Source organism: Pyrobaculum organotrophum (assembly GCF_055384425.1).
Window position 1 is genome coordinate 654427 of sequence record NZ_AP042430.1, and the last position, 14486, is coordinate 668912.

The following is a 14486-nucleotide window of genomic DNA, read 5'->3' on the forward strand; positions in this document are numbered from 1 at the left end:
TTGTAAGACGTGCATTGTGAAATATGTGGGAGACCCATAGAGGGCGAGCCTATACCGATAGAGGTAGATAAAGCTGTACTGTACGTATGTAAAAGTTGTGCAGCTAGATATGGTAAAAGAGTGTCGCCGCAGCTACAACAAGCAGTTCAAAAGAAGACGCCGCCACGGCCTAAATCTGCAACTCCCCGCCTACAGTCTCTCGATGTGGATCTTGTGGAAAATTTTGGAGAAGTTATTAAAAGAGCTAGAGAGAATCTTGGCCTCTCTAGAGAGGCTCTTGCAGCTATGTTAGGCATTAAGGAGGCTGTCTTAAGGAGGATAGAATCTGGGCAGTTACAGCCCGATTTAGCATTAGCTAAGAAACTTGAGAAAACTCTTGGAGTAAAACTACTGATAAACATAGCTGAAGAAGGCGCCACTTCAGGGAGTGGTAGAATAGATAGAGGTCTTACACTAGGCGAGGTAGCTGAGATTAGAGATAGTGATGAGAAATAGGGCGCTTCTTTCTTACGTCGGCCCTAAGACGCCGAATTTAGCTTATAAACTAGAGGAATTCACGTCTCTGGTAGAGGCGGCAGGTTTTGACATTGTTGACGTAGTTACCCAGTTTGGCAGAGCAGATACAAGATTTTATCTTGGGTCTGGCAAGGCTAAAGAAGTTGCAGAGAGAGATTTTGACATATTTATCGCGTATCATAGCTTAACCCCTTTGCAAGTTTTTAATTTAGAAAAGCTTTTTAAACGTAGTGTTATAGATAGAATATTAGTTATACTTACAATTTTTGAAAAAAGAGCAGGTAGCATAGAGTCGAAGTTGCAAATTGAGTTAGCTAGGCTGAGATATGAGTTGCCAAAGGTAAAGGAGTATTTAAGGAGGGCAAAGATGGGGGAGCAGTTGGGCTTCATGGGTGCAGGCGAGTATATCATAGATGCTTACTACCGCCATATGGTGAGAAGAATATCTACAATTAAACGTAAGCTAGAAGAGGTGCGTAGGAGTAGAGCTATGTATATCTTGAAAAGGAGAGAAGCCGGCGTGCCTGAGGTAGTGATTACCGGCTATACAAGTGCCGGGAAGACGACATTGTTTAACAAGATGGTAGGTGAAAACAAGCTTGTAGATGGTAAACCGTTTGCCACCTTAGAGACATATAGCAGAGCGCTAGATCTCTGGGGCAGGAGAATTGTGTTGACAGACACTATAGGCTTTATAGACGACCTGCCGCCTGTATTAATTGAGTCTTTTCATTCTACACTTCAAGAGATTATAGATGCCGACATAATACTCTTAGTTTTAGACGGCTCCGAGCCGGAGGAAGAGGTACTACGTAAGCTAGAGACATCAGTAGAGACCCTAGGAGAGGTGGGGGTAAGTCGCGACAAGGTAATACTCGTTATAAACAAGGTTGATAAAATTGGCGTTCAAAAAATACGTCACTTACGTAATGTAGTAAGTAAATATTTTGAGTGGTTTGTTCCTATCTCGGCGCTTACAGGCTTCGGTATTGAGACGTTGAAAACTGTGTTATTCCTAAAAGTTAATGGTCGCATGTCTACATATAGCACGAAAGAACTGTCGCCGAGAATTAATATCTTAGTTTAAAAATGGCCGTATGTATTGTAGGATATGAAGGGTATGAAAGAGGCTTATTTGTATATTGTGGAGAAATCTGTGGCTTGGGAGTTTGACAGCCCTGAATATGGCAGGTTAGCGCGTAAAGTTGTTGAACTCCTCTACGAGCGTAAAGAGGATTTATCAGATGACCGTGTTGCGATTTTTCTCAATATATCTACGGCAGAGACTAGGAGGATACTTCAGTATTTAATGAAACAAAATATGGTTGGTGTTAAGAAGAGGACGACGGAAGATTATAGAATAGAATACACGTGGTATGTAGACGATGAGGTAATACGTCAAGCTATAAAAAATAGGGCAAAAGTAGCTAAGGAGAAGATATCTTCACTTATAAGATCATTGACAGAGGGGGCATACTACATATGTCCAACTTGTCACATGCGTTATACTTTAGACGAGGCGATTAATTATGGCGGCGTATGTCCAGTCTGTGGTACGCAACTTGAGTATGTAGAAAATACAGAAGAAATAAACAAGCTCACAAAAGTATATGAGGAGGTTGACAAAATATGAGGGTAGAATTCAGAGTTTTCAAACCTGTAGAAAACTATGAATTGTTTATAACGGGGTTCGCTGGCATAGGTATAGTTGGCCACCTTGCCACTAAGTATATAGCTAGAAATTGTGAAGTTGTTGGCGTTGTGAGATACAGAGGGGAGCCCCCTGTTGTGTCTATTGAAGGCGGTAGGCTTTTGCTTCAAAACGAGATTTTTTCGTGTGGAAAGGTGGTTGGCGTAGTAAACAACTACGGCGTTCATGATGCTGCAGTCTACGATTACACAAAGGCTTTAGCGTCTTGGGTCGTCAATAATGAATTTAGGGCAGCAGTTCTCTTTGGCGGATTGGATGGGAGGTTACGTAGAGACCAAGATCTATTACGTATTGTATATACATCAGCTTATAAGAGGGCGGAGTTGCCTACAGGCGGCGCCAAAGTGTTAGAACAAGGTTTACAAATAGTGGGGCCGCTGGCCTATTTAGTGTCTTTTCTTGAGGAGCTAGACTTTCCTACGTTAGTAATACTGCCGTATGCCGATGTCTCTAGACCTGCGGATCCTTATGCCGCAAGTGTTGCTGTAGATTTCTTTTCAAAACTTTTTGACTTCCCTATAGACACAAGCGGGTTAAGACAGTTAGCAGAAGAGCTTGAGAAAGAGCTTGAGGAAATGCGCCGGAGACTTGAGGAACAAAGTAAAAGGGAGGAGACCTCTAGATTATACATATAAAGCGATTTCTTCTAGAGAGCTGGCTTTAATCACGCTTTTATTAACTAGTGGGATATCGACGTTATATGTTATTATAACGTCGTAGCGGTCTAGCCACTCATAGGCGCGTGCACGCGCGGCCTCGTCTTCGCCCTCTGATTCGTTTTGAGAAAGTGGGTAAATTTCAGCTAATTCCTCGGGGATTATGCCAAAGATGGGGTCGTAGAAAAGTATGTGGGCTCTATCGCCTATTATGCCTTTTAGATATATATACTCCCAGCTTCTGTTATACGGCTTTTCATTTACCCTAATTACCACAGCCTTTTTGGACAAAGCAGATACATGCGACATCTTTGTCCAATGTCTCATAGGCTCAGGTCTGGAGGATGCTGTATCTGCGAAAAAGAAAAGCCCGTGTGGATCTGGGTGTGTCTCTGGGTCATACTCTTCTAAGAGACGGCGGTAGCGGTGGAGGTTTTTTAGAAATCTATATAGAGCCGGATGGGCTCTTGCCTTTATCTCTAAGTACTCCCAGAGAGTGCCTTCGTAAATTCTCTGTTTTATCTCTAGAAGTTCCTCTCTCAACACCGCGAGGTTGTGTTCAGCTATTAACATCATACGCTCTTGTTTCGGCATTTCCCTAAGCTCTTTTACAGGCGTGTAACAGAGTTTGGTGCTACAGGGCAGATACTCCGTTTTTACATCGTCTAGACGTAACGTGCGGTCTCGAAGTATAATCCTATCGTCTCTTGCGTATAGTATGTAAGACGCGCTGTCGAATAGATCCACGCCTAAAGCTACTGCAAATGGAAGCACAAGCGGGTGACCTGCGCCGAAGAGATGAAGAGGGGCCTCTCGCATCATGTTGAGTTTTACATCTAAGACTATTTTTAAGATGAGGTCAAACTTATACTCTTCTAGAAGAGTGGTGGGGCTGCCGATTGCGTAGATATGAAAACCTAGTTTAGACAGCTCTTTGGCAGACCTAATCAACAAGTCTGTATACAATGCGCCTTGTATAGGCGCCACGACTAGCATATCTAGGTCTTTTAGGACAGCCGCAGCTCTTTTGGCTCGTCTAATAGTCTCTTCTACTTTAAGCAATGCGCTCTCATAAGGCTCCTCATAGTCGAAGGGGAGGTCGAGGATTACTCCAATATCGCTCCCTATTTTCTGTTGAAAATATAGAATTTCGTCTGGATCTACCTCTACAGTCCCATATCTCAGTATCTGATAAGCTCCCGAGTCTGTCATAACAACGCCCCTCCACCCGAGGAGTTTTTTTATGTCAACTGCTTTACCTCCTGTGAGTCTATACAGAAAATAGGCGTTAGTGATTACTTGGTTAAAGTACTTCTCTACAACTTCCAACGGTACTTCCTGCCTTCTGGGGTCTACCACTGGGAAGAGAGCCGGAGTCTCTACAACTCCGCTTTTTGTATATAACAACCCAATCCTGCCTGCTATATCCTTAGCTACAATTTCAAAAGACACAAAGCTGTAAGGTTAGACCCTTAAAATTATGTTGCTGATGTTTAAGTTTCTACAGATCTATAACCTCATATTCGGAGATTATTTTTGTCCTATCGGCTGTATATAGCGGACCTACTGTGGCGAGGTATTGCCTAATTATTTTAAACCAGTGGGGTTCCTCCACAGTATATCCCTTAGAGTAGGCATCGTTTACTAAAGATATCAAGCTTGCGATTTTTGGATGAACTGCTCTAACAGCCCCGGCGGGAATAACGTCTATGATATTCTCAGGTAGCGTTTTTACGGATTCCTCTAGCTTTGAAAGTCTTCTCAAAGACTTATATGTGCGTATTCTTTTCTGAACGATTTGTCTACTCGCTTTGCCCATTCTTACTACTGCTGTAGAAAGACCCAGCAACCCCAATGTTACTAAGGGAATGCTTGTGATATGTGCCACTAGAAAAGTCGCAGTAGCTATAAGTACTATGAATATAGACAGGGCCTTTAGGTCTTTTATAAGTACTCCTCCTACTGCAGATAAAATGGCTATAATCGCGGTGAGGAGAAAATCTATCATATTGGTACGATTTCACAAATATCTACCGCTATTAATTGGTACTCCCCCTGTGGCAATTTCCCAACTTGGGCTAGACATCTATTTAATAATTCTATCTTCTTTTTGATAAATACATCAAGTCTCTCATCGATGTTTAAAAGCGTATTCAATAATTCGATCTCCCGCATTATGGCTTTAGCTAGATCTTCAGGCTTTCCGTAATATAGCATGCTTCTGTCTATAGTACTCTCTTACAGCCTCTCCTACTTTCTCTGCATCAAAGACGCCTCGTTCTACTAAGTGGGCCAAGAATTTTGCTCTTTCTAATACTTCATCGTAACCGCCCAGCCTCTGAAGCCAGTAGGATCTCCTTAGATCTATTTCGACAGTATCATTACGTTGGTCGTACCAACCCACGTTTATTAATCCAAACTCTTCTTCTTTAATCTTTATTTTACCCGGTGCGGCGTATGGATACGCCCTTAGCCAAACAACTTCAGTAATAGATGTAACGCGTCTACCAAATTCAAACCGCTTAATTGTAACAGTCACGTGGAAAGCCGATATATGTTCTGGAGATACTCCCATGGCCTCGCCTGTGAGACGCATAAACACCTCCATTATATCCTCGGCGTGGAAGGTGGTAGCGCCGCCGTGGCCTGTCAAAACTCCCTGTATCAGCTCGTGGATCTCTCTGCCGCGGCTCTCGCCTATGACGATGATGTCAGGTCTCGCGCGGAGCAAGTACTTGACGAGGTCTATTAGGTATATTGCGGACTCCGACCCGGGCAGGTTCTTCATGTAGTCGTACATCGGCGACGTGAAAAGCATGACCACGTTCTGGTAGCTAGGAGGCATCCTGATCTCGGGGGTCTCCTCCGCTATGGCGAGACGTTTGTGGGGCAGAAGGACGAGCAACGCGTTTAACAACGTAGTTTTGCCCGTGCCCGTGCCGCCTACAACCATCACCGACTTGTGATGCTCGAATAGGTACCATAGATAAGCCATCGCCAAGGCGGAGATGGTGCGTCTCTTTATCAGCTCTGTCGGCGATATGGGGTGGGGGGCTGTATACGGATGGATACGTAGGGTGGGTTTCTCGCCACTCTGCCAGACATCGCCGTGGCGAAGCGCAGAAGTGCCCCGTTTCTAAGACGTATATAGGTGTCTTGTATGGGATACTGCTCGTTAAGCGGACGTCCGGTTTCTGCGTAGACTCTGCCTACGATTTTAATTAACGTCTCTTTGTTTGTCGGTATTACATTAGTCCTTATATTATAGCCGTAGTCTCTATGATCTACGAATATTGGGTTGTCGGTTCCGTTTATATTTACGTTTTCTAGTCGTATATCATATATAATTGGCGTAAGGTAGGAGTAGTCGGCAGCCTCTAGCTGGACGTAGTATCTCACAGCAGCGCGCAATTGTCTCGGAACCCCTATGTCGGCCATAGCCATTTCGATAAGTTTGCCAAGCTCCTCCCTGGTGAGGTTAGGCCTAATTATCTGGTTGGCCGTGAGATACTCCACAACCTTGTAGGCGTATTCGCCAACTTTCTCAGAGTATGGGAAGGCGTACGCCACGTTGTAGCAGTACCCGTCTTCAGACTTGTATATCTGGATGCGGGCCCCCTCGGAGGCGTACTCCTCAACGACCGCCCCCCTGCAGGAGTCGAGTCTAAAGTCCAGCATGGCCTACGCCTTGAGGAACACCCCTACCGCAAACGACGCAACGAATACGGCCAGATACAGCAGGGCTAAATACAGAAGCCCGCCTCTAGTGGAGAAGCTTATCTTGGTGAAGAGGAAGTAGTACCCCACGGACATTATGGCGAGCGCTAGATACAGCATGCTCATGCCCACGCCGCCTAGTTGCGCCCCACCGGAGATCTTAGACATCGCCTCAGTCAGCCTAATCATCGAAGTGTTTACGAAGGCCACCATGGCGGCTCCCGCGAGCGCGAGGAAGCGGGTTATATTCAACGTCCTGCCGATCTCGGATCTGTATTCGAAGAGCTTTACCACAAAGTTCTGTAGCTGGTCTATGGTGGATCGGGGCAACGTGCCGAGGCGGTATATGTCCAAGAGCATCCTCAATATCACAGACATTACCGGTTGCATGCCTTTTAAAGCTACGTCCTCAAGCCTACTGTCTCCCACCTTCATGGTCTGCAAGAGCGCAGCCGCCTTGCTGTTAAACGGGCCGTAGTCCCCAAAAGTTATCGCGTTTTCAACCGCGCGGTAGACGGAGGGGGCTCTCTTAAGCTCGTCGAACACTGTATATACAAAGTCCATGAACCCTCTCTCGAAGGCTTTGGCGTCGACTCTTTCTCGCGTGATAACCCATCCAGCCAATGCTACGCCGAAGGCGATGAGCGGCGCGTAGAAGGACATCGGCGTGAAACCCAACACTATCATGGCAACAGCGGCAGCTATGCCGAAGAGGAGCGGAGGGATTCTAAAGTCCATTTTCATAAGCGGCACGTTTATGAAGAGGGCCATGACGACGCCTAAGATGGCGGGGAGGAGGCCGCCCATTAGCACGAGCATGGCCGGGTTGCCTCTCCCGATGACCACCGCCGTGACTGACAGCATTGCGAGGCCCACTACTAGGGACGATATGAGAGATGTCAGCCTATCCATGCGCCTCTGCATAGCCGTCGAGAACTCCACGATGTCCATATCCATGTAGAGGGAGAGCTTCGCTACGATATCTTCGCCGATGCGGAGGGAGGTGTATAGGGAGTTGAAGCGGTACACCAGCTTCTGGGGAGCCAGCTTCTCCACGGCGCGCTTCATGGCGTCCATAGGCTCCATGCCGATCATCCTGGCGTTATTCCACGCGGCTATCGCGAGGGTTCTCACGCCTGGGAGCTCTCTATAACGCATCATCCTCTCAATGACCAAGTTCAGGTGGGCTTTTGTGGCAAAGGCCATTTGTACAAGCGCGGTGAAGAAAACCATCTCTGTCGTCAAGAGCTCACGAATAGAGCCAGCGCGTAGAGAGACAAGCAACTTGGGGAAGAAAAAGAGTAGCGCTCCTACTCCAAGAAAGAGCGGTCCGAGTGGGAGTGCTCTTAAGGCTATGAAGACGCCTCCTATTCCCAAGATTCCGAGACCTAAGAGGTTGAAAAGTCTTGCCGTTCCTCTAAACCTAAGGGGGTCAAGGTCTGTCCGTTCAATGCCTCTTAGTTGCCATTTAACAATTGTACTAAGCACACATGATGTATATCTCTTTGTTAAATATTTTGCTTTGTGCCTCCTATAGTGGACAAGCCATTAAGTAGGCGTCTTCTCCGTCGCTGTAGTAACGCGGTATTCTGCCCACTATTTTATAACCTAGCTTCTCATAGAGCGAAATTGCTGGCGTATTAGATACGCGGACTTCTAAGTAGACTTCTGTAGCGTTGTAGTATATTTTCATTGCTCTCATAGCCCGTAGCATCATCGCAGTGGCTATGCCTAATCTTCTAGCCTCTGGGAGTACACCTACGGAAACTATATGCCCCTTTTTGACCACCTTACCTCTCTCTATATTACTCCAGCCGTATTCTACACGTGACATAACATATCCGACGATTTTCCCGCCAACCTCCGCTACTATAAACGCTTTTGGAAACTGCTCTAAGTGTTCAACAAAAAACCAAACGGGGTAGTTTTCTGGGAGTACCTTTCGATTTATAGCAACAACGTCATTTATATCTTTTAAAGTTGCTTCACGTATTATAAACTCGGTTTTTCCATCTTTGCCTGTAAACTTCTGCGGCCCATCGATTATAACTTCGATAGTCATATGTGGTAAAAGTTTGCAAATTTAATATTTAGTCTAGGGCGTCCCGCCCAGAAGAGCAAGGCTTACGGCTGTCTATACATGTTAGACTTCGGTTGCTGGCTCAGCAAGGTACGATAGCTTACGCTTGATAATTATCGGTCTGCTGTACTCACATTCTCCTCTATATTTTGCACTTTTTCCTTCATGATACATTGAGTTAACGGAGTATGGAATAAGGATGCGTGTAGTTGATGTTAAAGACATGTTCAATATGCGGTAAGGCGTATGAAGACGGGGGTGTTTCCTTTTTCATGGTCATATTTGTCATCAGCGGGCGGCCCGAGAGGTTCTGGGAAACCTCCGCCGTCTATAACACGTAGGAGCTTAGAAAACAATGATTTTACGTGGGAGCAGAGGAGGGCGAGCCGAAGAAGAGGGGCGGAAGGAGCGGTGGGAAAAGCGCCGAGAGAGGCAAGAAGAAAGACGCGGAGAAGAAGAGGGATCACGTCCTCACTCGCGCCGTCGTAATCCCCAGCGCCCGCCTCAGCTGGAGGAAGTTCAACGCGTTGAAGGAGCTTGAAAAGAAGTACAGAAAGCTGAGGAGGAGGTACCCCGACCTCCCCCCTCCCACTACGTACACACCGCGTGCCAAGACGCGGTCGCCCGCGTCAAGAGCTTTATGGCGCTGAAGCGGGAGGGCAGGGCGAAGACGGAGAAGCCAGAAATACGAAGGATCAGCATATGGCTCGACGACCACCTCTGGATCCGCGAGGGCTTCACGGCGATAAGGGTGTCAACGCACAGAGGTGGGTCGTGATCCCGCTCTGGCCAACCAAGCAGTTCTGGAAGCACATCAACGTCCGGGGTTGTCTCTGTGGATTTGAACGAGAACAACGTGGCTGTGAAGGCCGGCGGCAGGGTGTACATCCTTGAGACTGGGATTAGAGATATCACACTTGGCTACCACAGCCGTAGGGAGGTCATGCAGTCTCTGAAGGGGAATAGGTACGCGAGCCGGGCGCTTAAGAGAAACGAACTGGACAAGAAGAACGACGCCGCCATCGCCGTCGAAAATCTGCCGAGGGAAGTGCCGAAGAACATGGTCAAAAACGTAGACGACCCCGTACTTAGGGACAGAATCTATAGGGCAGGCTTCAGAAGCATGTTTAGGGAGATTGTACGGAAAGCAAGGGAGAGGGGGATCCCCGTGGTGAAGGTCAATCCGAGGGGGACCTCCTCCGTCTGCCCGCGGTGTGGCGGGGGGCTTGTGAGGGGCCCTGCCCCGAGGCTCCTCCTCTGCCCCCACTGCGGGCGGGAGTGGGGGAGGGACGTCGCCGCCGTCATAAACATCGAAAGGAGGGCACTCGAGGAGGGCCGCGTGCCGCCCAGCCCCATGACCCCACGTTAGAGACAGTCGTGCCGTCGATGAAGATGCGAACGAGGAGAAACTCCGCCCTAAAGGGCGGAGAGGCGGGTCACGGCTGTAGAATAAGGTATAGAAGTGCCATCCTCAGGGGAACCCCAAACGCCGCCTGTCTAAAGTATTTTGCATACGGCGTCGAATCTACTCTATGGTCTATTTCATCTACACGTGGCAGAGGGTGAAGTATTATGAGATTCTTCTTTACGTTTTTCAAAGTATCTAGTGTTATTTTGTAGCTCCCCTTTATTCTTTCATATTCCAATGGGTCAATAAACCGCTCTTTTTGAATCCTTACTACATATACAACGTCGAGCTCATGTATAACCTCCTCTATGTTTGTATGAAAACTTAGCATTAATCCCCTAGATTGGATGTAGTTTATAGTCTCTACCCTAGGGCGGAGAAGTTCGGGAGAGATTAGATAAACTCTCACTTTGAAATTTGTAAGTATTTCAAGAAGGCTGTTTATAGTACGTGCATGACGTAAGTCGCCTAGGAGACCTATATTTAATCCATCCACTGTGCCAAACTCTCTCCATATTGTATATACATCTAACATGGCTTGTGTCGGGTGGTTATAGGCGCCGTCGCCGGCGTTAATTACAGGACTTTCTGCAACTTCTGCAGCAAGCTTAGCCGCTCCCTCATACTTATGTCTTATGACAATTATGTCAGAGTATGCGTCTAACATTCTTATAGTATCTGCAAGAGTTTCGCCCTTTTCTACGCTTGTGCCTTCAGCCCCCCAGAATCCAATGACATCTCCGCCCAATCTCTTCATTGCTACTTCAAAACTCAGCCTAGTACGTGTAGAGGGTTCGAAAAACGCCACAGCCATAATTTTGCCCTTTAAAAACTCGACACGACTTTTAGCATACTTCTCCATATATCTAGCCATTTCAAATAGCTCCTCTAGATCTACTCTATTGAAGTCGCGTGCAGATATCACATCTCTCCCACGCCACATCTACACATGGACTGTACCGTCTTTTAAACGTTTTCAAAGCCCCCCTTTGCACAACTGGCCCCGGGGGGCTCGGGGCACGTGCCTGAGTCGCGTTTGGCAACCCGGGGGCGTGGGGGTTCGGCCGTGCCCGGGCGGACGGGCTTGGCGGACTTCAACAGCCGGCCGGGTCCCTAGGGCCGGTTGTCCCATGGGCGAAAAGACTTACGAGTTTAAGGTGGTCGCCGGGGTTGGAAAAGCGGGTTGTCCCGACGACCTAGTTTTTCTTCTCTACGCAATATGCGCCCATGAGCCAAACGTTGTTAAAGGAATTGTCTGGACAAGATGAGCCGAAACTCACGGTAGAGGAGCTAGACCGCTTGCTTACAAGAGATAGGCGCGAGTTGGCTCACAAGATTATTGAGGAGGCGTTCCAGAAGTATGGCCTGGGTTGGAAAAACGGGTTGTTTCTGGAGGAGCTCCAAGTACCTCCTCTTTGCCTAAAGCAACGGCACATTGTCTCTGTGGTCGTTGAAACCGCAAGAAGGACAATGCATCCGCCTGTTACTCAGCTCTTTCATTTTCGCGCCACAGCGGGGGCAGATGGTCGAATACAGCCGCTCCTCCACATACGGCAGTCCGTACCACTCGGCGAGCTCCTTCAACCTCCTTCTCAGCTGGCCCAAACCGTCTAATAAGTGCTTCTTTTCGCCGCTCCCGTTGCCCTCCTTCAGCTCCCGGTAGCTCTCCTCCTCCATCGTGTCTACCACTATGGCGGCTTGGTACTCCCTTGCCAATTTTATGATCTCGCCGGCGATTGTTGGATATAGGGGGAAATTGCGGTTAGTATCCGCCCGGCGGCGAGGCGATGTATGCAACAACTTCATACCTCCCCCGCCACTACAAAAAGCCAGAGACGCCCTTTCAACTCTTTCGACTAACCTGTCTGACGTCGTCGCTGTCAGGCAGGTGAGCCGAGGTAGTAGAAAGTGGTGTGTGGTTGCGTTAGAGGTGTGGACGGGTTGAAAAACGGGTTTGCGGCGGTTTTCGCCGCGAGTGCCGCGGTGGGTATCGCCAGTGTGAATTGGGCTTGGGGCGGCAACGGCGGGTGTCAACACGTTGCTTACGACGACGGTTGTTCTTGTGGCGGCGAAGGTCATGGCCAAGCCTCCTAACGCCGCCTTCACGACGGCGCCGTGGGTTTGTCTTGTGAAACTTTTGGCCTGCCCCCATGCGCCTTCTATAACCAACAGAGATTTCAGCCCCACCACATATACACACATGTACGTATACAGAACGCTGAGGATAGAAATCCCCTGGAAACTCATCGAAGAGAGGCCGGACGTTCTAGACCTTGTGACAAGAATGCACTTGGCCGTTGAGGAGTACGCCAGGAGACTGTTGAAGGAGATTGCGGGGCAAGAGGAGCCGAAGCTGACGACGGAGGGTTGGACAGACTCATCACGCCAGACAGGCGTGAGTTGGCGCGCCAGATTATCGAAGAGGTGTTTCCCAAGTACGGACTTAAGAGATATATCGCAGAGTGGGCTAAGTTCTTCTGGCGTGACGTAGTGTTCCACAGAGCGGTTCCGTTAAACGTCCAATTGAGGGTTGAAAACGAGAAAGACGTGAGTAGGGCCGTCTTCGTCGATTTGAAAAACGGCGTCCTCAGAGTACGGAAGTTGGGCATACCGCCTTTTGCTGTCGAGTTAAAGAAAAGTGACATCACTTGGATAATGGAGAGACTACAGGAAGACGCCAAACTCAAGTTGGCATTCCTTGGCATAGAGAAGCGGAGGGGCAAGGAGCCGACCTATGGAAGACTCTACGTTGCCCTTGTCTTTGCCCGCGAAGTTCAACAGATAGAGCCCAAGGCGCTTGTCGTTATTGATGTCAACCGTCTTGACCACGGCATAATGGTGGGTCTCCTTGTAGACGGCAAGATAATTAAACGGAAGAGGCTACCCGACGAGCGCGCGGTCAAAAGTTGTGGAGACTCCACGAGAGGATAAGCGACCTTGAAAGACGGGCCGCAGGGGAGGAGGATCCCGCCAGAAGGAGTTTTCTCGAGAGTAAAGCCCGCCGTCTCAAATCCAAGCGTTATAGAATGATAAGAGCCATTGTGGAACAGACCGCAAGCGAAATTGTAAAATTGGCGAGAGAGCACCAAGCCGCCGTCGTGGTGGACGCAATGGGCTACGAGACGTATATTGCGAGGAAACAGAGCGGCGAGGGCGGCGACAGGAAACACCTCTACGACGGTCTCGGCCAGCTGAGGAAGCGCCTACAGGCGCTGGCACAGTGGTATGGGTTGCCGTACCTCGAGGAGAGACTGTATAGCACGGTCTGTCCCCGTTGCGGAGCAAATATGAAGAGAGAGGAGAAGCGCATAATGCGTTGCCCCGCTTGCGGCTTCTCAGACCACAGAGATAACATCCCGTTGTTGTGGGCCAAGAGGAGGTACCGGGAAATCCTCCAAAAACAACCCGCTTTTTCCTCCACTCCGGCGTCCATCACACTTTTAAGCTCGTAAGTTTCTTCACTTATGAACCACATTCCCCGGCCCTGGGGGCACGGCCGATCTGTTGCGCCCATACGCCCGGGCACGGCCGGCCCCCCTCGCCTCCGCCCCGCCCGCCAAGGGCGTCTGGCGGAGACGGGCCCCGAGCCCCCCGGGAGAGGGCCGGGGCGCCAGTCTTTGAAAGGGGGCGCGCAACTCATGGATGTTTTAAAAATTCTAGGACTGTCCCGGCATAGGCACGCTTTCCCCCTATGGGCTTTTCTAATACTATTTTTCCATACGATGTCTCAATTTTGATAAATTTCTTTACCAACTTCGTTAACAGGCGGCTCTTAAGTCTTAAAACGGCCGTCTCTACCGTTGTTGCCCTTACCTCGCCTGGAGTTGTCTCAGTGTACCCCAAGTAGAACTTTAATGTTGTGTTGCCCGTCGTCGCGGTACTCGGCAGTAAACTATCTACATCCTCGTCATAGTGGCCATAGTCATCAAACACGGTATATTTGACGGGCTCCTCTATCACTTCTAGGGCATAGTCCACTGGCACTCTATCGTTGTACCTATTTTAAATAACTTTGTCGTCTCTACTCTGCAGAGCTTGCTCAAAGCTACGTTGACGAACAGCGTAATGTCGTCACGTCTCCCCACCTCTCTTGGCCCCTTCCTGGAGGACTCAGGGGCCCGTCTCGGGTGCACCGGGGCGAGGGGGCGGCTCATATGGGGGCCGGCCACAAGTCGTTTATTTTGCATCTGTCTCCACACCCCCCGTCAACCGCCCCGGGGCCAGACGTCGTTAATTTGAGAAACATAGTTAGGGGGTTAAAAGTGAGGTGGTCACCGGGACGGTTGAAAGAACGGGTTGTTTTGTCTTTTCTATCAGCTCCCAATACCTCTTCTCTGCCCATAGTTGTCGGTGTCTCCGGCCGGCGGCGTGGCGTATTGTCTTGTTTACAATTGAAGT

The 14486-nt window shown here is 48.7% G+C and carries 17 protein-coding genes and 2 pseudogenes; 8 read left to right on the forward strand and 11 right to left on the reverse strand.

The annotated features are described in order from the left end of the window. Nucleotides 1-9: 9 nt before the first annotated feature. From ACZ49R_RS03920 to ACZ49R_RS03935, 4 genes are read left to right on the forward strand one after another with little or no spacing between them, the layout of a single operon-like run. A complete protein-coding gene (locus tag ACZ49R_RS03920) occupies nucleotides 10-495 on the forward strand; it encodes a multiprotein bridging factor aMBF1 (protein WP_464733826.1) in 486 nt (161 codons plus the stop codon). Beyond that, a complete protein-coding gene (hflX, locus tag ACZ49R_RS03925; RefSeq protein WP_464734093.1) occupies nucleotides 485-1603 on the forward strand; it encodes a GTPase HflX in 1119 nt (372 codons plus the stop codon). Before ACZ49R_RS03920 ends, hflX begins: the two co-directional genes overlap by 11 nt. 33 nt (nucleotides 1604-1636) lie before the next feature. Beyond that, nucleotides 1637-2149, forward strand: a complete 513-nt coding sequence (locus ACZ49R_RS03930) for a transcription factor (RefSeq protein WP_464734094.1) — start codon at nucleotides 1637-1639, stop codon at nucleotides 2147-2149. After that, nucleotides 2146-2862: a proteasome assembly chaperone family protein gene (locus ACZ49R_RS03935; protein ID WP_011762821.1), complete on the forward strand. Its 717-nt coding sequence runs from the start codon at nucleotides 2146-2148 to the stop codon at nucleotides 2860-2862. The genes ACZ49R_RS03930 and ACZ49R_RS03935 overlap by 4 nt, the downstream gene beginning before the upstream one ends. On the opposite strand, the gene tgtA is transcribed toward ACZ49R_RS03935, so the two are convergent. Genes tgtA through rimI form a run of 7 tightly spaced genes read right to left on the reverse strand, consistent with a single transcriptional unit; the run spans nucleotide 2851 to nucleotide 8662 of the window. Beyond that, complete coding sequence (tgtA, locus tag ACZ49R_RS03940) at nucleotides 2851-4335, reverse strand: tRNA guanosine(15) transglycosylase TgtA (RefSeq protein WP_464733827.1); 1485 nt, start codon at nucleotides 4333-4335, stop codon at nucleotides 2851-2853. The genes ACZ49R_RS03935 and tgtA overlap by 12 nt on opposite strands. Nucleotides 4336-4384: 49 nt before the next feature. After that, a complete protein-coding gene (locus ACZ49R_RS03945) occupies nucleotides 4385-4891 on the reverse strand; it encodes a hypothetical protein (protein ID WP_464733828.1) in 507 nt (168 codons plus the stop codon). Next, nucleotides 4888-5100, reverse strand: a complete 213-nt coding sequence (locus tag ACZ49R_RS03950) for a hypothetical protein (protein ID WP_053240358.1) — start codon at nucleotides 5098-5100, stop codon at nucleotides 4888-4890. The genes ACZ49R_RS03945 and ACZ49R_RS03950 overlap by 4 nt, the downstream gene beginning before the upstream one ends. Then, nucleotides 5078-5878 carry an ATPase, T2SS/T4P/T4SS family gene (locus ACZ49R_RS03955; RefSeq protein WP_464734095.1) on the reverse strand — a complete coding sequence of 267 codons (801 nt, stop codon included), beginning with the start codon at nucleotides 5876-5878 and terminating at the stop codon, nucleotides 5078-5080. The genes ACZ49R_RS03950 and ACZ49R_RS03955 overlap by 23 nt, the downstream gene beginning before the upstream one ends. 29 nt (nucleotides 5879-5907) lie before the next feature. After that, entirely contained in the window at nucleotides 5908-6561 is a 654-nt protein-coding gene (locus tag ACZ49R_RS03960) for a hypothetical protein (protein ID WP_464733829.1), read from the reverse strand. A gap of 3 nt (nucleotides 6562-6564) precedes the next feature. Next, nucleotides 6565-8088: a hypothetical protein gene (locus ACZ49R_RS03965; protein ID WP_011762817.1), complete on the reverse strand. Its 1524-nt coding sequence runs from the start codon at nucleotides 8086-8088 to the stop codon at nucleotides 6565-6567. 43 nt (nucleotides 8089-8131) lie between these two features. Next, complete coding sequence (gene rimI / locus ACZ49R_RS03970; protein WP_464733830.1) at nucleotides 8132-8662, reverse strand: ribosomal protein S18-alanine N-acetyltransferase; 531 nt, start codon at nucleotides 8660-8662, stop codon at nucleotides 8132-8134. Between the two features lie 383 nt (nucleotides 8663-9045). On the opposite strand from rimI, the gene ACZ49R_RS03975 reads away from it, so the two are divergent. Beyond that, nucleotides 9046-9330 (forward strand): hypothetical protein, encoded by a 285-nt coding sequence (locus tag ACZ49R_RS03975; protein WP_464733831.1) that lies wholly within the window; start codon nucleotides 9046-9048, stop codon nucleotides 9328-9330. Nucleotides 9331-9515: 185 nt separating this feature from the next. Then, the gene (locus ACZ49R_RS03980) at nucleotides 9516-10049 is read left to right on the forward strand and encodes a zinc ribbon domain-containing protein (RefSeq protein ID WP_464733832.1); all 534 of its coding nucleotides are present in this window, start codon (nucleotides 9516-9518) and stop codon (nucleotides 10047-10049) included. 67 nt (nucleotides 10050-10116) lie between these two features. On the opposite strand, the gene pyrB is transcribed toward ACZ49R_RS03980, so the two are convergent. Further along, entirely contained in the window at nucleotides 10117-11031 is a 915-nt protein-coding gene (pyrB, locus tag ACZ49R_RS03985) for an aspartate carbamoyltransferase (RefSeq protein WP_464733833.1), read from the reverse strand. Between the two features lie 187 nt (nucleotides 11032-11218). On the opposite strand from pyrB, the gene ACZ49R_RS03990 reads away from it, so the two are divergent. Continuing rightward, nucleotides 11219-11356: a hypothetical protein gene (locus tag ACZ49R_RS03990; protein ID WP_167827628.1), complete on the forward strand. Its 138-nt coding sequence runs from the start codon at nucleotides 11219-11221 to the stop codon at nucleotides 11354-11356. A gap of 151 nt (nucleotides 11357-11507) precedes the next feature. Here ACZ49R_RS03990 and ACZ49R_RS03995 read toward each other — a convergent pair. Further along, nucleotides 11508-11822, reverse strand: a pseudogene (locus ACZ49R_RS03995) (zinc ribbon domain-containing protein); the annotation flags it as partial. A gap of 466 nt (nucleotides 11823-12288) precedes the next feature. On the opposite strand from ACZ49R_RS03995, the pseudogene ACZ49R_RS04000 reads away from it, so the two are divergent. Beyond that, a pseudogene (locus tag ACZ49R_RS04000) lies at nucleotides 12289-13540 on the forward strand (zinc ribbon domain-containing protein). 184 nt (nucleotides 13541-13724) lie between these two features. Here ACZ49R_RS04000 and ACZ49R_RS04005 read toward each other — a convergent pair. Beyond that, on the reverse strand, nucleotides 13725-14072 hold the full coding sequence (locus ACZ49R_RS04005) for a hypothetical protein (protein WP_464733834.1): 348 nt from the start codon (nucleotides 14070-14072) through the stop codon (nucleotides 13725-13727). After that, nucleotides 14051-14242, reverse strand: a complete 192-nt coding sequence (locus tag ACZ49R_RS04010) for a hypothetical protein (RefSeq protein ID WP_464733835.1) — start codon at nucleotides 14240-14242, stop codon at nucleotides 14051-14053. Before ACZ49R_RS04010 ends, ACZ49R_RS04005 begins: the two co-directional genes overlap by 22 nt. Nucleotides 14243-14486 lie beyond the last annotated feature (244 nt).